Below are 18,416 nucleotides of genomic sequence, written 5' to 3' on the forward strand. Positions count from 1 at the left end.
CTATACCTCCCCCTTATGGAATGGAACTTTGAACAATTTCGGCTTGGTGCCCAGGTGTTCTTTATCTCGATAGATGACTTTGATGCTTAGCATCTTATTGATATCACTATTCGGATCATTCAAGTCGCCAAACACCAAAGCCTTAGTTGGACAACTTTCGACACACGCTGGCAACTTACCTTCGGCCAGATTAGTATCACGACAGAAATTACATTTATCTGCAGATTTGTCTTCAGGGTGGAAAAATCGGACTTGATACGGACAGGCTGCTAAACAATAACCGCAACCTACACACTTCTCCTTGTGAACATCGACGATGCCCGTCTTCTCGTCTTTATATGCGGCTCCGGTTGGGCACACATAAACACAAGGGGGATTATCACAATGCTGACAAGAATCTCGAGTGAATCGATACTCGACATCAGGATATTCACCCATAGGTTCAGAGCGATGGATCTCTAATCGAGAAACCCCTTCCGGCACCTTATTCACTTCCCGACATGCTTCGGTACATGCTGTACAGCCAATACATGCGTTCTCGTCATGGAGCATTCCGTAACGGACAGGTTTATCTGTATCATCGCTAGCCACAGAATTTCGTGCCGTTAACACCGATGTAGTAGCGACACCAGTAGTGAAGATGACAGCACCGGTACCAGCAAGAAAATTTCGTCTAGAACAACTCATATTATTTGCCCTCCTCTTCACGTTTTTCATTGAAGTCTTTATGGCAATCGACACACATTTTTATTTTCGCTTTGTGGTCATAAGAGAGGACTTTCGCCTTTTCTGCATGAACGGAGTGACAGTTAGTACACGTTAGATTTTTGGCATGAACATCATGAGTCCAGCTGTCTTTTTGCAGATACTTTGGCTGGTGACAATCCGTACACAAACTGTTTGCTTTTAAAATGGCCTCAGGATCTAACCACGTTTTGTCTGTACCTGGTTGTGATTGTGCCGGATGGTACTTGACGACCGTAGAGCCACCGTCGCGGTGATCCGGACCAATATTGCTATGGCATTGAGTACAATTAACTTCGTTGCCGAGAATCTCAATGGCATTTTCACCATGAGAGCCTGCGAGTGTCTGTTTGGAGTCTTTATGACACTGGACGCACTTATAATCCTTGTCACGAATCAACTCCACCTTATGCCGTTGAGATGCCCCTTCTTGAGTGAGGGCGGTCTCATCAGCTAAGGCATTGAGTGAGTAACCATAGAGAGTCAGTGTCAGGAGGGCCTGAAGCATTATCGCCATGGTCAATTTAACATTGCCCATTGTATCCTTTCCTTAAATCCAGATTAGCCAGCTAACGAAATTAGTCACTATTCGGATTAATAATTAATAACTTTTTACTGGTATTAGCCAATAAAATGTAATCAATTCTTATTTAGGATGAGCCACAACGCTTCACGTAAAAATAATAATATTGCCCGTACGCCATTTCTATCACTTTTGGGGTATTTAGTGAGCAATATCACTAATGTTTATGTGTGAATTTTTACACAACTTATTGTTTTTAATGAGAATCAATTTCAATAACATTAATCCACCCTACCCCTTTAGGGTTAGATGAAAATAGTTGTGAACTCAATCACTTAGATAAATTGATCTAAAACATTAAATACATCGCCATGTAATTAGATATTGCAAGATATGAGCTAATATTAACAAGTCTTAATAAGACATCTCCAAATCTTGTTTAGGAAATATGCCCCACAACGCATTTCAAAAATTAGAATATGGAGATAACACTGTGAACAAGCACTGGATTCTAAGTTCCGTTGCTGCATTAGCGATATTAGGTGCCGCTAGCGCGCCTGCTTTTGCTGCCTCAGAAAAAGGGTTAGTTGACCCTCGAAATCAAGCCTACGAGCAAGATCACCCTGATCAATATCAGAGCTGGAAGCAAACAAGTGAAAGCGAAGAAATTGATGATGCCCTTGCCCATGACCCAAACATGGTGATTCTATGGGCAGGTTATGGTTTTGCCAAAGACTACAACAAAGCTCGTGGACACTTCTATGCACTGGATGACGTGCGACAAACGTTACGTACCGGCGGTCCAACCGACCCTAAATCAGGTCCAATGCCTATGGCGTGCTGGAGTTGTAAGAGCCCCGATGTGGCACGTGTTATCGATGAGCGTGGTGAAGATGGCTATTTCGAAGGCAAATGGGCTCGCCTTGGGGCAGAAATCGCCAACCCTATTGGTTGTGCAGACTGTCACGACACCAGAAGCGAGAAATTTAAAAATGGTGAGCCAGAGCTAGCGTTGACCCGCCCATACGTTGAGCGCGCATTCGAAGCCATCGGCAAAAAGTTTGACGACCAGTCCCGACTGGACAAGCAAGCTTCTGTCTGTGCGCAGTGCCACGTTGAGTATTATTTCACAGGTCCAACTAAAGCGGTTAAATTCCCGTGGGATATGGGAACAACCGTTGGCGAAATGGAGCAGTACTACGACGCTCTTAACTTTAAAGACTGGCAACATGCCGTATCCAAAGCGCCGATGTTAAAAGCTCAGCACCCGGGTTATGAAACCTGGCGAGATGGTATCCACGGCAAAAACGGTGTCGTTTGTGTTGATTGTCATATGCCAAAAGTAACCAAAGAAGATGGTACTGTGTATACCGACCACAAGGTCGGCAACCCACTTGACCGCTTCGAAGACACCTGTGCAAACTGTCATACTCAAAGCAAAGAGCAACTTCAGGGCGTAGTCTCTACGCGTAAAGCTCAGGTACTTAACATGAAGCTCACTGCTGAGAAGCAAATTGTCGCTGCTCACTTTGAGGCTGGCGCAGCATGGGATGCCGGTGCTACTGAAGATGAAATGAAATCAATTCTGATGGATATTCGTCATGCACAATGGCGTTGGGACTACGCAATCGCTTCTCATGGTGTGCACATGCATGCGCCAGAAGTTGCCCTTGAAATTCTGGGTACTTCCGTCGACAAAGCAGCAGACGCACGCGCTAAACTTATCCGCTTACTGGCGAAGAAAGGCATCACCGATCCTGTAGAAATTCCAGATATTTCGACCAAGGAGAAAGCGCAAGCTGCTTTGGGAATGAACATGGATAAGATGAACGCAGAGAAAAAACACTTCCTTGAAACTGTTGTGCCAAAATGGGAAGAAGAAGCAAAAGCAAGAGAAGCCAAGTACTAATGGTTCACAACTAACATTCTGTGATCTATTCGTTTTTTAGTTAAAGCCTCAACCCAAGCGTTGGGGCTTTTTGCTAAACTCGTAAATAGTAATGACTTAAACGAAGATGATCATGAATAGAGCGATCTTAATTGCAACCTATCTGGTTTCAGGGTTTGCCGTAGCGGGCACCTATAACAGTGTCTCTGTAGGCACCACCAACGAAGGAGGTTTTGGCGTTGGCCTTTACCATGATCGCAATTTAAGTTTTGGGTTTTATTCAAATCTTGCAGGTGGAACGGGACCAAACAATGATAACTTTGCGCTAAACGTTGGTCTGGTCAAATCGTTGAGCCAGAACATGGTTGGCTATGTTGGCGCGGGTCTGGCAAACCGGAGTGATGATAAACTTAGTGATTCGCCTGATCAGGGTGACGACTCCTCCCTTACCTTCAACGGCAATATTGGCTTGTTGATAAAGACAGGAGTCACCGGTTTCACCGCAGATGTTGGCTACAATACTGGCCTCGAGGCCGCCTTTTTTGGATTGGGCTATACCTACTGAAAAAGATTACGCTGTCACTACCAATAATTTTCGCTGGCAAAGTTACCAGGTTTGCGGCGCAAATGCTTTACAAGCCCCAAATCAGTCAAGGTCTGACTAGTATCTTTCACCATGGATGGGTTGCCGCAAATATACAAAAAACTCTCTGAAGGAATAAACGTTCTGCCTACTTTCCCCTGAATAGCACCCGAGGCCAGCAACAAAGGAATTCTACCTTGTAAGCTCGTCGCATGCGTTTCTCTGGATACAACCGTTACATACTGAAATCTGTCACCAAGATTACGACTAAGCGAATTAATAGCGTCTTGATACACCAGTTCATCACTCGTGCGTACGGCGTGAACCAGCGTAATGTTAGTGAAGCGCCATTTCAGCGAAGGATCTGCCAACATCGAAATAAACGGGCCTATTGCCGTTCCCGTTGACAGCAGCCACAAATCCTTTGCGTAGTCTGGAATTTCATCCAATGTCATGAAGCCTGATGGTTTCTGACCGACATACACTTCATCACCCTCATTCAGCTTGTGTAACTTTGGTGACAACTGGCCGTTATCATCAGCTATGATCAAAAACTCCAAATGATCATGCCCGTATGCATGGCCTGGGTGATTAACCATCGAGTAAGCACGTCGAACCCACTCTCCTTGCTCATTCGTTAAACCCAACTTGGTAAACTGTCCGGGCAAGTACTTCTCTACAGGAGCATTGATCTCGAGGCTAAAAAGTTTCTCCGTCCATTGTTTACGGGCAAGAACTCGCCCCTTCACTAAACCATTAGGAACCGTTTTCATAACTACCTCCAACAGAAAGACCGTCATCCCATCTTAAAGGGTAAATGTGCAAAATTTAAACTACAGTTTATAAGGTTATACCCAGTGACACGCTGCGTGGGATTTGCCGGCTCATCAACTTTGTCGATTTTGACGAAAGAAAACCGGTGCCATCCGGTCTAGGTATAGTAAGTTTTGTAACCTGAACCTGTGAGGCGCCATGAAGCCGTGTTTCCCTTCTGTTCCGATAAGTCTCTCTAGCAATAGCCCTGTCAATCTCTGGCTACAACAGTATCGCAGCACACGCCTGGTGTTTGAAAAAAGCCATCAAACAGCGCTCTCAAGATTGCTGCCACTTCTTATCTGTGGCGAACAATCCTCTCAATGGGTGTTTTATAACGAATCGCAAAGGCACACCTCCTTTGACATGCTCACCGTCGCCTCCTCAGACTTTGAACGCATTGTGGCAGATGAGAAATACCATGAAGAGGCCCTTGAGCTGGTTCACCATCAACTTCCTCAACCTGAAGATATCTTATTGATAAAGAGACGAAGTCAACGATTCTTTACCGAGCTGGGAAATCGCTCTCGGTTTGACCAACACTTTGCACAGATAGCCTGTCTGGACGCCTTGGTTTGTAAACTGATGCTGGCAATGGAACAAAGCTCGCTTGAAGCCACCCACCCCTTCGTTAAGCTTTGCAGGGCAATAAAACAAGATGAAGCAAGGCATGTGTCACTTTCGAAATATCATGCTGTCTCTCTCGGCTTCGATAAAGACGGTTGGAAAATAATGGAGCGCCACATCGGCAGCAAACTGTATGAGCTTCTGAAGACAGAATCTCAGGCATTTGAAACTTTAGGTATTATTTTAGAAGATATACTTAAGTTAAAGGGAGTTCGGACATGAGTGCAAGCTTTCTGCCCGGCGACGCGACCCTGCTCGCGGCCAGTTATTGTTTTCCGGATCAATACCTGGACAATCAGCAGCTCCTTGACGCCTTAACCACATTATCTGGTAAACGTTACGCTCGAATTGCGGCCAGAATCGTACCATTTCTTGGCATTGAAGGGCGTTACTTTTCGCGAAGTGTCCGCACTTGCACCAGTGCGCCTAGCCCTACTAATTCAGAGCTGGTGACCAGTGTCATTGAAGATTTGCTGAATCAATCTCATACCACCCTTGCCGATATAGATTATTTGGTAGGCCATACCACCACGCCAGACACTCAACTGCCTCCAAGTATTGCCTGGGTCGCAGAAAAACTGCGTTATCAAGGCCCCTTCATGGAACTTCGACAGGCTTGCACTGGCTTCTCTAGTGCCTTACAAATAGTTATCCCCCGCCTTGCGATGGTCCACAAACCCGTCATTATCGCCGGCAGTGAAACGGGCTCCGTCTATTTTGACTACCACAAGGGATTCCTCGACCAGTCGCAACTCGTGAACTACATGCAAATGGGTGATGGCGCAGGCGGCGTCATACTCGCACCTTCGGGTATAAGCGGGATGGGTAAAATCTCACATTGCTTTACAGGGCAAATCAGTGTTGACCAAGCCCCGGGACTCTCTCTTGACGGCGGTTCTCTATCCGTCTACACCCAAGGTGGCAAAGCTCGCTTTCATCACAACGCCACCAATGTACGAAAAAGCGGAGAAGCCTTGTTTCAGGCTGGGATCCTAGCTCTTCGTTCACAGGGCTTTGAACTCGAGCAGTTTGACTACATCATTCCTCATCAGGCAAGTGGGCGCATTGATGAGCTACTAAGTCAGGCACTCAATATCGATCAATGTAAAATCATCAATGATGCCAAAGTATGGGGGAATCTTGGCTCTGCTGCTATTTGGTGTAGTTTTTCCAAATTGATTAGCAGTGGCAAGCTTCACACTGGCGCTAAAGTCGCCGTATTAGGCGCAGAAGCGACAAAGTACATGTACGGAGGATTTGTATATACGCACGGCTGAGTGAGTTGTGCTATCGGCCAGCCATACTTTTCGCCTGATTGATTTTTTCTATGATATTGGCGCGATCAATCCCGGGACGATTAGAGTCGAGGATCTTAGTCCAGACAGTAATTGCACTGTCATAATCCGAAGTCAAAAAGTGATCGGATGCAACCAGTAACAGAGCAGTATCGTTGAATTCATCCATATGTAACGCCTTGTCAATGAACCGTTGCACCTCCGGTGTCATCGTTTGAGACTCACTAAAGTACTTGGCCGTGGCAATCGCGGCATACTGTCCCGCATAAGGGAGCTCAGACAGTCGAATGGAGTAGTCAAAACAGGTAATCGCTGCATCGAACTCGTTACGCTGCATATAGAGTTGCCCCAGATGAAACCAGTTTTTGCCGTTATTAGGATCGCCTCTCAGAGCTTGCTGCAACTCATTCATCATGGTTTCACCATTCTTTACGACGGGTGTTTCGGCAGGCTGAGGGAGCTCGGTACGTATCTGGCTCCAAACTAGCCAGGACATGCCACATACCAACACACTTGTACTCAGGGAATATAAGACGCGCGTCCGTCGGGATGCTATCGCACTCAAACTTAAAAACGCCACAATGAAAATGGCACTACCACACAGTACGACAAACAAAGACAGTGAACTGAACAAACTATAATCACTCGTAATATCGAAGGAACAACCAGTATATCGACTGCACTGAATCGTGACTGTGAGGTAGCAAGGATTTTACTAGAACACCCGACGCTTCAAACCTGCACGCTCCAAAATTCGGGTCGATATTTCTTCAACGGACAATGATGAAGTATTGATATAAGGGATCGCCTCCCTGCGGAACAGCGCCTCTACGCTCGCCAGTTCATTAAGACATTGTTGTGTACTCGCATAATCACTGCCCGCCAAGCGGTTTTCCCTGATTTCGGTTAATCTTTGCGGATCGATAGTCAAACCGAACAGTTTGTGCCGGTGTATCTCAAACTCAGGCATCAACCGAAGGCGTTTGATGTCATCATCAATAAATGGATAGTTCACCACGCGCAAACCAAATTGCATGGCTAAATAGAGACTTGTTGGGGTTTTGCCACTCCGGGATACTCCCAATAGTATGATGTCTGCTTCGTCCAGATTCTTAAGGGAAATACCATCGTCGTGTGCCAATGTATATTCGACCGCTGCGATACGGTCAAAGTACTTAGCGGAGTCTTTTCCCACACTGTGGGAACGTTGCAATTTGGGTTTCGGCTCTAGCTGCAAATCTCCCTGAACTTGCGCCACAATACTCTCCAGAACATCGTAACAATAGGCAGATGAACTCATAAGACCTTTGCGAATTTCCGGGACTACGATAGAAAAAAACACTAACGGTTTTACACCATTACGTTCATAAGATTGATTAATTTCTCTAATGAGTTCATCCAGCTTATGGGCGCTCTCCACAAATGGAAACGTTTTCTCATTTGCTTCGAATGGAAATTGACCCAACACCACGTGCCCCAATGTCTCACAAGTAATCGCTGTTCCATCAGAAACGTAGAATACGTCACGACTTTGACCAAAATTTTTCATTTTCTATTTAATTTTTCAAATTAATTTAAGTAGGATGCATTACATAATATCGATAACAAACCCTAGCATTCAATAACGTCCCCCCACAGTTTGGAAAAATAGTTAACTATTTTTTCACTGAATACGTAATCGTTTGCTATATCCTACAGCTGCAATGTTTCTGGAGAAAGACATGCAAAACAACACCCTTTGGTTCAATGGTCTGTCCATGAAAGATGTCGATAAGGTCGGCGGTAAGAATGCTTCTCTTGGCGAAATGGTTTCTAACCTCGCTAACGCCGGAGTTTCCGTACCGAATGGCTTTGCGACGACTTCCTATGCATTCAACCAGTTTCTCGATTTCGAAGGACTGGATGATCGCATTCACGGACTGTTAGACGAACTAGATGTTGATGATGTTGACGCACTGCGTAAGACAGGCGCGACCATCCGTCAATGGGTATTAGAAGCCCCCTTCCCTGCTGATTTAGAGCAGGACATTCGAGATAATTACCTGGAACTTATCGATGGCAACATGGAACTATCGGTGGCAGTGCGTTCTTCTGCTACTGCCGAAGACCTTCCTGATGCCTCTTTCGCGGGCCAGCAAGAAACGTTTTTAAACGTGAAAGGCGTCGATGCCGTTTTGGAAGCAACCAAGCATGTCTACGCGTCTCTGTTTAACGACAGAGCAATCTCTTATCGTGTTCACCAAGGATTCGATCACCGTGGCATTTCACTTTCCGCCGGTATTCAACGCATGGTTCGCTCTGACGCTGCGTCTTCAGGTGTCATGTTTACCTTAGATACCGAATCCGGTTTCGATCAAGTTGTGTTTATTACCTCGGCCTGGGGTCTGGGTGAGATGGTAGTGCAAGGTGCCGTGAACCCAGATGAGTTCTATGTGCATAAGCCTCTTCTTGAACAAGGTCAGGCACCGATAGTGAAGAAAACATTCGGTTCCAAGCAGATCAAGATGGTTTATTCCGACAACCAGCAAATTGGTAAGCAAGTTGAAATCGTCGATACCTCTGAAGAAGAACGCAACCAGTTCTCACTGACTGACGAGGAAATCAAAGAACTTGCTAAACAAGCCATGATCATCGAAAAGCACTACCAGCGTCCGATGGATATCGAATGGGCCAAAGATGGCATTGACGGTAAGCTTTACATTGTTCAGGCACGCCCGGAAACCGTATGTTCTCAAAGTGAGCAGAATGTCATTGAACGCTTCCAGTTGAACAACAAAGCAGAAGTGTTGGTTGAAGGACGCGCGATTGGCCAGCGAATTGGTACTGGTCCTGTGCGTCTGGTCGACTCTCTTGATCAAATGTCGTTGGTTCAGGAAGGTGATGTACTGGTCACCGATATGACCGATCCGGATTGGGAACCTGTCATGAAGAAAGCGTCTGCCATCGTGACCAATCGCGGCGGTCGCACCTGCCATGCAGCGATCATTGCCCGTGAACTGGGCATTCCTGCCATCGTAGGCTGCGGCAATGCTACCGACAGCCTGACTGACGGTATGACGGTGACCGTTTCATGCTCAGAAGGCGAAACGGGATACGTCTATCAGGGTGAACTGGACTTTGAGATCCGTCGCTCTGCTGTTGACGAACTGCCATTGCTTCCGACTAAAGTCATGATGAACGTGGGTAACCCTGATCGTGCGTTCGACTTCGCTCAACTTCCAAATGAAGGCGTAGGATTGGCTCGTCTGGAGTTCATCATCAATAAGATGATTGGCATTCACCCGAAAGCACTGCTTAACTTCGACCAGCAAGCGCCAGAGTTGCAAGCCGAAATTACTCAGCGAATTCGTGGCTATAAAGATCCTATCGATTTCTACGTAAGCAAGCTGACAGAAGGGATTGCGACGATCGCTGCTGCATTCTGGCCAAAACGCGTTATCGTTCGTATGTCTGATTTCAAATCTAACGAGTATGGCAACCTGGTTGGTGGACAAGCATTTGAACCACACGAAGAAAACCCAATGCTGGGCTTCCGTGGTGCATCTCGCTATATCTCACCAGTATTTGAGGATTGCTTTGAGCTGGAAACTCAGGCGATTAAACGCGTTCGTCATGAAATGAGACTGAAGAACGTAGAGATCATGATTCCTTTCGTACGCACACCAAGTGAAGCAGCACAAGTCATCGACCTATTAGCGAAATTCGACCTACGCCGCGGTGAGAATGGCCTGAAAGTCATCATGATGTGTGAGTTACCGTCTAATGCTATTCTGGCCGATGAGTTCCTGAAGTACTTCGACGGTTTCTCTATCGGCTCAAACGACATGACTCAGTTGACGTTGGGTCTGGATCGTGACTCTGGAGATGTCGCTCACCTCTTTGATGAACGAAACCCTGCAGTAAAAGCGCTGCTGAAAATGGCCATTGATGCTGCAACCAAAGCAGGTAAGTATGTCGGCATCTGTGGTCAGGGTCCATCAGACCATGAAGATCTGGCAGAATGGTTAATGGAGCAAGGAATTAGTTCAGTGTCACTAAACCCGGATACTGTTATCGATACCTGGATTCAGCTAGGTAAAGCGGCTAATTAAAGCCCGTACACTACTACGTTGATACTCATCCAAACAAAAAACCGCCACTTTCGGTATCTGAAATGGCGGTTTTTTTAGCATTGTAACCTGAGGTCAGTCGGTACGTTCAATTAGCCAGACTTCCTCAGCAAACCTGGTTAATCCCTGCTGAATCCTTCTATGGTCCTTGCCAGCTTCATCTCGCTCAAGCTTCTCAATTGAGTAGCCCTCTCCAAAAAGCTGCTCGATTTCTTGTCTATCCACGCTATAAGGAGGTCCGGACATCTCTTCCTGAATATAGTCGAGTGAGACAAGGAGAATCTTACCTTCCGGCTTTAGCGTCTGCTTGAGCTTTTCTGCATAAGCTGGACGCAGTGACTGCGGAATCGCAATCAGTGCGGCACGGTCATAGATAAGCTCTACCGGTTCAACCGGAACAGAAAAGTAGTCACCGACATAGAGGTTCAGCTCATCAAACTGGTACAACTCATATTGACCGCTGATCGGAGTCACCATTGGCGTATAAAAATGTTCTGAGAAAAATGAACGCACCGCAATTTGACTTAACTCAACTCCCACAACATTGTCGTGGCGCTGCGCCAGCCACACTAAGTCTTCTGATTTGCCACACAAGGGCACGAAAACCGACTGTTCACGATGAGGGGCCAATTGCTCCCAGTACTTAATGAGCAACGGATTCACATCCTCCAGATGGAAACCAATTTTATTCGCGGCCCACTTATCATGCCAAAGTTCAAAATCGTTCATTTGTTGTTCATATTTGTTATGGATAATCGTTAACGTAGAGTTTACAGAGTGCAGACAAAATGTCACACCCATTGACGTAGATTTTTATTGCAGACAGACATCACAGTTTACACAGTCTGTTACACACTTTGATTGGGATCTGAAACATTATCCCCATATCATAGTTTGTAATACTCCTATTCGTTGGCCCCTTTTTGATACCGTTTTTAACGTAGTTAGGAGAGAGAATGAGCACTTTTCTTCGTACCGCAGCATTAATGCTATTGGTACTCAGCCGCACCCCTGCATTAGCGGCAACGCTTAATCAATCCGATTCCAATTCAACAAAAGGAAAGCAAGAACAAAACGAAGTTTGCCCATCTGTTTTCAAACACAGCCTGAGCGGGCTCTATGGTATCGATGCATTAAACAGCAACGCCCTTCAGCCACACTCCGACTTTGATGTCTTATACAGCAAAGCGCATCAAGCACAGCACGAGCTTGAGGCTCTTTGCAAAACCACCGCCCTGCTTACTACGACCGAAGCCTATTTTGCTGGCGTAAAATCCGCTGAACGTGCGAAGGAGAAAATTCGTACTGAACTTAACGGTGAGACCAACCAAATCACAGATCTGGCTCGAGGTACAATTGTTGCAGATGACGTTGAGAGTCTGGTTAGCGCTTATGAAGCACTAAACAGAGAAGCCAAAGTGGTTCGTGTTAAAAACCGCTTCAAAAGTCCGGCTCCATCGGGATATCGTGACTTGAATATTTTGGTTCAACTTCCGAAAACAGGCATTATTGCCGAAGTGCAATTGCACTTAAAAGCAATTGCCGATGTGAAAAGCGGACCAGAGCATGACCTATATGAAATTATTCAAGGAATTGAACGCAAAGCTGCTGCACAACAGCGAAGCTTGAATGATATTGAGACTGCTCAAATAACCAGTCTGAGAAGACAATCTCTGGAGCTGTATCAAAACGCGTGGCAACCGTACATTACAACCCATATCCGCGCAGCCTGAGTCCTTTCAAAGCAACTGATAAACAAAAAGACCACATTGCGTGGTCTTTTTGTTTTTGTAGTAACAACTTAATCTACTTTGATGTTCTCGACTCGCGCCTTTAGTTTTTGGCCGGGACGGAATGTAACTACGCGTCGAGCAGAAATAGGAATGTCTTCACCAGTTTTAGGATTTCGTCCCGGACGTTCATTCTTGTCACGAAGATCAAAATTACCAAAACCCGACAGTTTTACCTGTTCGCCACTTTCGAGTGATTTTCTAATCTCTTCGAAAAACACTTCTACCGTTTCCTTGGCATCCCTTTTACTGAATCCGAGTTTCTCAAATAGGTTCTCAGCCAGATCGGCTTTTGTGAGCGCCATAAAACTCCCCTCAAAGCTAATTCAAACCTTGCTATCACAGCGATAGCGCTTAACATTTCGTTCGACCAATCAACAACATAACGGCCTAACTTTGAAAAGTGTAAGCCAACCTTCTGATTTTCGCCAACTTTTTATTTTCAGAGCAATGTCAGGATATTTTCTTATCTATTAGCGAGTTACCGTCATTTTAGAGTTATACGGAGGTTTTAGGTGATTTTGGAGCAATTTGTCAGTACATTAAACTGAAATAACTTGACATTGCAGGCATTAATAAAAATTCAATAAATTATAAAATACCTAATATAGAGCACAGTTTTCAATGAATTATTCTATAAAAACAGTAGGTTGCAGTGATATTGAAATATGAAACACGTTTCCTTAACCAAAGATCAAAGTTATTTTGTTGGGAATTAGCACTATAGTTATAGATTGCGTCACAGTTATAAAAAAAGCGAGCTAATAATAGCTCGCTTTTTTCTCTTTGCAGGAGTCTAAGAATCCATTAGTCTCGTAATGTTGCGCCGAACTTCTCTGACACGTGAGCAACAATTGCGTCAACAGCACCAGCGATATCCGCGTCTTCCAGAGTACGCTCAACCGATTGTAGTGTAAGCGCGATAGCTAGGCTCTTCTTACCTTCTTCAACGCCTTTACCTACGTATACGTCGAACAGTTTCGCGTCTTTCAGGAACTCACCCCCCTGCTCTAGACACGCTGCAACGATGTCACCTGAAGCTACAGCTTCGTCAACTACAACAGCGATATCACGACGGTTTGATGGGAACTTAGAAAGCTGTACTGCTTCTGGAATCACTTTAGTGTTGATTGCAGACCACTCTACTTCGAATACGATAGTACGGCCGTTTAGACCAAACTTACGCTCTAGCTCTGGATGAACCGTACCGATCACACCTACCTGCTTGCCATCAACGATGATAGCTGCAGATTGACCTGGGTGAAGCGCTGGGTGTTTCGCTGCAGCAAATGAGTATGCTTTCTCGTTTGCTGACAGTTCTAGAATCGCTTCTAGATCGCCTTTCAGGTCAAAGAAATCAACGGTGTTGGTTTCGATGTCCCAGTGCTCTTCGCTACGAGTACCTGCGATAACACCTGCAAGCATAGGCTCTTGGCGCATACCGTTTTCAGCAGACTCACATGGGATGAAACGCAGACCGTATTCGAATAGACGAACGCGTGGCTGCTGACGCTTCTGGTTGTGAACCACAGTGTTTAGTAGACCCTGAATCAGGCCTAGACGCATTGCTGACATATCCGCAGAGATTGGGAATGGCAGGATTAGCGGCTCAACACCTGGAACAACAAGCTTCTGCTGCTCTGGTTCAACGAAGCTGTAAGTGATTGCTTCTTGGTAACCACGGTCAACAAGTAAGTTACGAACGCGTTTTAGCGGAATGTTCGCTTCAACGTGGTCGTGCATCTTAAGTGCTGCAGCTGGGTTTTGGTTAGGAATGTTATCGTAACCGTAGATACGACCTACTTCTTCAATCAGGTCTTGCTCGATTGCGATATCAAAACGCCATGTTGGTGCTGTTGCTGTCCAACCTTCATCTGTTGTTTCAACCGTTAGGCCAAGACGCTCAAGGATCTCAACAACATCGCTATCAGCAATGTGGTGACCCAGTAGGCTGTCTAGCTTAGTGCGACGCAGTGATACTGTGTTTGCTTTTGGTAGGTCAGCCTCTGACTCTGCTGCAACAACAGGGGCTACTTCACCGCCACAGATCTCAACAAGAAGCTCTGTTGCACGCTCCATTGCGCTAGCTTGTAGTGCAAAGTCAACACCACGCTCAAAGCGCATTGAAGAATCAGTGTGTAGACCATAGCTACGCGCGCGACCACGGATGTGATCAGGTGCGAAGAATGCACACTCAAGTAGTACGTCTTTAGTCTCCGTCGTTACACCAGACTCTTCACCACCAAAGATACCCGCGATAGCCAGTGCTTTGTTGTGGTCTGCGACAACTAGAGTATCAGCGTTTAGCTCAGCTTCGTTGCCGTCTAGAAGAGTAAGCTTCTCGCCCTGCTCTGCCATACGAACTACGATGCCACCTTCAATCTTAGCAAGATCGAATGCGTGCATTGGCTGGCCTTGTTCTAGAAGAACAAAGTTAGTGATATCAACAACTGGGTCGATAGAGCGAATACCACAGCGACGCAGTTTTTCTTGCATCCAAAGTGGCGTTTCAGCTTGAACGTTCACGTTCTTAACCACACGGCCAAGGTAACGTGGACATGCTGCTGTCGCTTTCACTTCGATAGAAACTGTGTCATCAATCGCTGGTGCTACTGCGTTTACCGCAGGCTCAGTTACGTCAGCACGGTTTAGAACGCCAACTTCACGCGCCATACCACGAATGCTGAAACAGTCAGCGCGGTTAGCCGTTAGGTCTACGTCTACTGTTACGTCGTCTAGGCCCAGGAATTCGCGGAAATCAGTACCGATTACTGCGTCTTCAGCCAGTTCCATGATGCCATCTGATTCTACGTCGATACCTAGTTCAGAGAATGAACACAGCATGCCGTGTGATGGTTGACCACGTAGTTTTGCTTTTTTGATTTTGAAATCGCCTGGTAGAACAGCACCAACAGTCGCAACCGCAACTTTGATACCTAGGCGACAGTTAGATGCGCCACAAACGATGTCTAGAAGTTCTTCAGCGCCAACATCTACTTTAGTTACACGTAGTTTGTCAGCGTCTGGGTGTTGACCACACTCAACCACTTTACCTACTTTAACGCCAGTGAAAGAACCAGCAACAGGTAGTACGTCGTCTACTTCTAGACCCGCCATTGTGATTTGGTGCGTTAGTTCGTCAGTTGAAACCGCTGGGTTTACCCACTCACGAAGCCAAGATTCGCTAAATTTCATAGTGATGTATCCCCTGGATTACTTGAACTGTTTTAGGAAACGAAGGTCGTTTTCGAAGAACGCACGAAGATCGTTTACGCCGTAACGAAGCATAGTTAAACGCTCAACGCCCATACCAAATGCGAAACCAGAGTATTTCTCAGGATCGATGCCTACGCTGCGAAGTACGTTCGGGTGAACCATGCCACAGCCCAGAACTTCAAGCCATTTGCCGTTCTTACCTTTCACGTCTACTTCTGCTGAAGGCTCTGTGAATGGGAAGTAAGAGGGACGGAAACGAACTTCAACTTCTTCTTCAAAGAAGTTACATAGGAAGTCGTGCAGAATGCCTTTAAGCTGTGCGAAGTTTACATTCTCGTCTACTAGCATACCTTCCACTTGGTGGAACATTGGCGTGTGTGTTTGGTCGTAGTCGTTACGGTAAACACGGCCCGGTGCGATGAAACGGAATGGTGGTTTACCATTTTCCATCGTACGAATCTGAACACCAGACGTGTGAGTACGTAGCATTAGATCAGGGTTAAAGAAGAACGTGTCGTGGTCAGTACGCGCTGGGTGGTCTTCTGCGATGTTTAGTGCATCAAAGTTGTGGAATGCATCTTCAATCTCAGGACCAGACTCAGTGTTAAAGCCTAGCTCACCAAAGAACTGTTCAATACGCTCAACAGTACGAGTCACAGGGTGTAGACCACCGTTCTCGATACGACGACCTGGTAGAGTCACGTCGATTGTTTCTGCGGCTAGCTTCGCTTCTAGCTCTGCACGTTGTAGTGCGTCTTTACGAGCTGCGATCGCTTGCTGAACAACGCCTTTTGCTTTGTTGATCTCTTGACCAGCGCTGCGGCGCTCTTCTGGTGGTAGTTTACCTAGGCTTTGAAGTTGAGCGGTTAGCTCACCTTTCTTACCTAGATACTGAACACGCACTTCGTCAAGTGCGACTAGCGAGTCTGCAGCTTCAATTGCCGCGCTCGCGTTAGCAATGATCTCTTCTAGATGTTGCATCGTTTCCTCGTCTACCGTCCGGTAGTATCCATAAGGGTGTTTTTTGATAGCTGTACATACTAATAAAACCCGCCGCCAATGCCAAATTGATTTGTAAATTGAACGGGTTATTGGGCAAAAAAAACACGTTTTTTGCCCATTTAGATAAAATCCAGCTCGAAAGAAGGAAAAATTCCCGAATTACACTCACATTTAGCGTGCTTCAGCGCGAACAAAAATGAAGTTCGGACGACGAGACAGTTTCTCATAGACATCAGGAGCCGTGGTCTTCATTTCCGGTGAAGGCGATCCCTCAGAAAACTTGTTGAGAACAAAGCCCCCTTCATGGAGACTGTCAAATAGGTTGGTAAAAGAGCGCCTGAAAAACGACACTTCGACAGGTTGACCGACGGTATCCCAATCTTCAGTGATACGCTCCACCTGGTAATAATTGCTAAAACCATCGTCTTCGAAATCGATAAGCGGATGATGGGTGGAGAAAATAAACATTCCTCCCTTCTTCAGTACCCGTCTTATTTCTTTAAAAAACGGAACGAGATCTTCAATATAGTGAATCATCAATGGACACACCACACAGTCAAAGCTCGCCGTTTTTTCTTTTGGTAAGCCTAATAACAAGTCCTGCGCATAGCACGTGACAGTATCGCCCAATCGTTTCTTTGTTAGCTCAACCATTTGTTCAGAAAGATCGACCGCTGTGACCTTGGCGCCGCTCCGGACGAAATACTCGGCATAAACGCCCGGGCCACACCCGAGATCAAGCAAGGTTTTATTTGACACGTTACCCACCAAAGCAAGGGTAGATGGGCGCTCATAAAGGCCATTGTATGCATTGTTCTCAATGACATCCGCATACTTCTCAGCATGCGTTGTATACATTTCACCCATTCACATCTCTCTTTGTTCGGTGCTACGCCATATCAGACGAAGCATATCTTTGTGTTGTATTCCGTTTTCAATTATCGGCTCTGAATAATTCTCAAGAAAGAAATTTTTCACCACGCGGTCTACGCGAAAACCATGTTTATGATAAAAAGCTAACTGATAGCCAAAACAACCTGTCCCGAGTTCCACGTACTCAATACCTTGTCCGGAGAGACATTGCAACGTTTCAGACAATAACGCTCCGCCAAACCCCTTACCTTGATACTGAGGATACACGGAAATATTGAAAATCTCCGCGCGGTGACTTTCTTCATCGACAGCCACCAGCAGGCCAGCAATTAGTGCCTCTTGCAAATAAGCCGCATACGCTACACACTTGTCCTGATAAACTTTAATCGCGGTACTCTCAGGATCTGCAGTCATCAACAACGCCAGAGGCAACTGACTCGGTTCTACCTGCCTAATCTCGAACATAATTTAGGCTCCTATAGCCGCTTTTCCATCAGAAAATTATCCAGTATCACACCCCTTGCTTCTGCTCTGTTTGGCTTCGATACTGTAAATCCAAAATGCTCGAAAAAGGGCTGCGCTGTGATACTGACATACGAATATATGGAAACCAGTTTCATGTCTTGCGCTCGTCTGATTAACTCGCTCATTAGCATCGAACCAATTCCAGACCTTTGTTGCGCATGGTGGCAGTAAAAATGATGGATCAGCCCGTCACTCTGAATATCGGCGTATCCCAGTACCTGCTCACCATCGGTAACTACCAAAGGGTTGTGCTTGACGATGTATTCACGAAAAGCATCAGTGGTCAGTTCTTTCGAAGCCCAGGCATTAACCTGTAGCTCATTGTAATCTTTACTATTTACAGTGCGAATTGTCTCTAGGAACAGTGTGTGTATTTGCTTGGCATCTGCTACCTTGGCCTGCCTGATCATCAACATTCTCTACACTTC

18 protein-coding genes are annotated in these 18,416 nt (G+C 45.9%); 6 read left to right on the forward strand and 12 right to left on the reverse strand.

From position 1 onward, the window contains the following. Together nrfC and nrfB are read right to left on the reverse strand one after the other, a co-directional pair. Positions 1–687, reverse strand: coding sequence for a cytochrome c nitrite reductase Fe-S protein (nrfC, locus tag C4S60_RS10960; RefSeq protein WP_103880391.1), 687 nt, complete (start codon positions 685–687; stop codon positions 1–3). Between the two features lies 1 nt (position 688). Continuing rightward, positions 689–1,282, reverse strand: a complete 594-nt coding sequence (gene nrfB / locus C4S60_RS10965) for a cytochrome c nitrite reductase pentaheme subunit (protein WP_103880392.1) — start codon at positions 1,280–1,282, stop codon at positions 689–691. Positions 1,283–1,715: 433 nt separating this feature from the next. Here nrfB and nrfA point away from each other — a divergent pair, with 433 nt between their 5' ends. Further along, complete coding sequence (gene nrfA / locus C4S60_RS10970) at positions 1,716–3,176, forward strand: ammonia-forming nitrite reductase cytochrome c552 subunit (RefSeq protein WP_261314516.1); 1,461 nt, start codon at positions 1,716–1,718, stop codon at positions 3,174–3,176. A gap of 112 nt (positions 3,177–3,288) precedes the next feature. Next, complete coding sequence (locus tag C4S60_RS10975; RefSeq protein WP_146060860.1) at positions 3,289–3,720, forward strand: hypothetical protein; 432 nt, start codon at positions 3,289–3,291, stop codon at positions 3,718–3,720. A 17-nt stretch (positions 3,721–3,737) separates the two neighbouring features. Here the strand turns inward: C4S60_RS10975 and C4S60_RS10980 are convergent, their stop codons facing one another. After that, positions 3,738–4,511, reverse strand: a complete 774-nt coding sequence (locus tag C4S60_RS10980; protein ID WP_103880394.1) for a ferredoxin--NADP reductase — start codon at positions 4,509–4,511, stop codon at positions 3,738–3,740. 289 nt (positions 4,512–4,800) lie between these two features. On the opposite strand from C4S60_RS10980, the gene C4S60_RS10985 reads away from it, so the two are divergent. Next, complete coding sequence (locus C4S60_RS10985; protein ID WP_146060861.1) at positions 4,801–5,400, forward strand: hypothetical protein; 600 nt, start codon at positions 4,801–4,803, stop codon at positions 5,398–5,400. Continuing rightward, positions 5,397–6,455 (forward strand): 3-oxoacyl-[acyl-carrier-protein] synthase III C-terminal domain-containing protein, encoded by a 1,059-nt coding sequence (locus tag C4S60_RS10990; protein WP_103880396.1) that lies wholly within the window; start codon positions 5,397–5,399, stop codon positions 6,453–6,455. Before C4S60_RS10985 ends, C4S60_RS10990 begins: the two co-directional genes overlap by 4 nt. Positions 6,456–6,465: 10 nt before the next feature. Here the strand turns inward: C4S60_RS10990 and C4S60_RS10995 are convergent, their stop codons facing one another. Beyond that, positions 6,466–6,969, reverse strand: coding sequence for a TPR domain-containing protein (locus C4S60_RS10995; protein ID WP_103880397.1), 504 nt, complete (start codon positions 6,967–6,969; stop codon positions 6,466–6,468). Positions 6,970–7,188: 219 nt separating this feature from the next. Further along, positions 7,189–8,022 carry a posphoenolpyruvate synthetase regulatory kinase/phosphorylase PpsR gene (ppsR, locus tag C4S60_RS11000; protein ID WP_103880398.1) on the reverse strand — a complete coding sequence of 278 codons (834 nt, stop codon included), beginning with the start codon at positions 8,020–8,022 and terminating at the stop codon, positions 7,189–7,191. Positions 8,023–8,176: 154 nt separating this feature from the next. On the opposite strand from ppsR, the gene ppsA reads away from it, so the two are divergent. Continuing rightward, positions 8,177–10,564, forward strand: a complete 2,388-nt coding sequence (gene ppsA / locus C4S60_RS11005; RefSeq protein ID WP_103880399.1) for a phosphoenolpyruvate synthase — start codon at positions 8,177–8,179, stop codon at positions 10,562–10,564. 93 nt (positions 10,565–10,657) lie between these two features. On the opposite strand, the gene C4S60_RS11010 is transcribed toward ppsA, so the two are convergent. Then, positions 10,658–11,311 carry a thiopurine S-methyltransferase gene (locus C4S60_RS11010; protein ID WP_103880400.1) on the reverse strand — a complete coding sequence of 218 codons (654 nt, stop codon included), beginning with the start codon at positions 11,309–11,311 and terminating at the stop codon, positions 10,658–10,660. 227 nt (positions 11,312–11,538) lie between these two features. Here C4S60_RS11010 and C4S60_RS11015 point away from each other — a divergent pair, with 227 nt between their 5' ends. Then, positions 11,539–12,315 carry a RelA/SpoT domain-containing protein gene (locus C4S60_RS11015; protein ID WP_103880401.1) on the forward strand — a complete coding sequence of 259 codons (777 nt, stop codon included), beginning with the start codon at positions 11,539–11,541 and terminating at the stop codon, positions 12,313–12,315. Between the two features lie 68 nt (positions 12,316–12,383). Here the strand turns inward: C4S60_RS11015 and ihfA are convergent, their stop codons facing one another. The 6 genes from ihfA to C4S60_RS11045 all read right to left on the reverse strand — a co-directional run bounded on the left by ihfA (position 12,384) and on the right by C4S60_RS11045 (position 18,404). Continuing rightward, positions 12,384–12,677 carry an integration host factor subunit alpha gene (ihfA, locus tag C4S60_RS11020; protein ID WP_006074250.1) on the reverse strand — a complete coding sequence of 98 codons (294 nt, stop codon included), beginning with the start codon at positions 12,675–12,677 and terminating at the stop codon, positions 12,384–12,386. Positions 12,678–13,179: 502 nt separating this feature from the next. Further along, complete coding sequence (pheT, locus tag C4S60_RS11025; RefSeq protein WP_103880402.1) at positions 13,180–15,567, reverse strand: phenylalanine--tRNA ligase subunit beta; 2,388 nt, start codon at positions 15,565–15,567, stop codon at positions 13,180–13,182. A gap of 18 nt (positions 15,568–15,585) precedes the next feature. After that, the gene (pheS, locus tag C4S60_RS11030) at positions 15,586–16,569 is read right to left on the reverse strand and encodes a phenylalanine--tRNA ligase subunit alpha (protein ID WP_103880403.1); all 984 of its coding nucleotides are present in this window, start codon (positions 16,567–16,569) and stop codon (positions 15,586–15,588) included. A 192-nt stretch (positions 16,570–16,761) separates the two neighbouring features. Then, positions 16,762–17,457, reverse strand: coding sequence for a class I SAM-dependent methyltransferase (locus C4S60_RS11035; protein WP_103880404.1), 696 nt, complete (start codon positions 17,455–17,457; stop codon positions 16,762–16,764). Beyond that, positions 17,458–17,928 (reverse strand): GNAT family N-acetyltransferase, encoded by a 471-nt coding sequence (locus tag C4S60_RS11040; RefSeq protein WP_103880405.1) that lies wholly within the window; start codon positions 17,926–17,928, stop codon positions 17,458–17,460. Positions 17,929–17,939: 11 nt separating this feature from the next. Beyond that, the gene (locus C4S60_RS11045; RefSeq protein ID WP_103880406.1) at positions 17,940–18,404 is read right to left on the reverse strand and encodes a GNAT family N-acetyltransferase; all 465 of its coding nucleotides are present in this window, start codon (positions 18,402–18,404) and stop codon (positions 17,940–17,942) included. Positions 18,405–18,416: the final 12 nt, after the last annotated feature.

It is taken from the genome of Vibrio hangzhouensis, from assembly GCF_900107935.1.
Lineage (GTDB): Bacteria > Pseudomonadota > Gammaproteobacteria > Enterobacterales > Vibrionaceae > Vibrio > Vibrio hangzhouensis.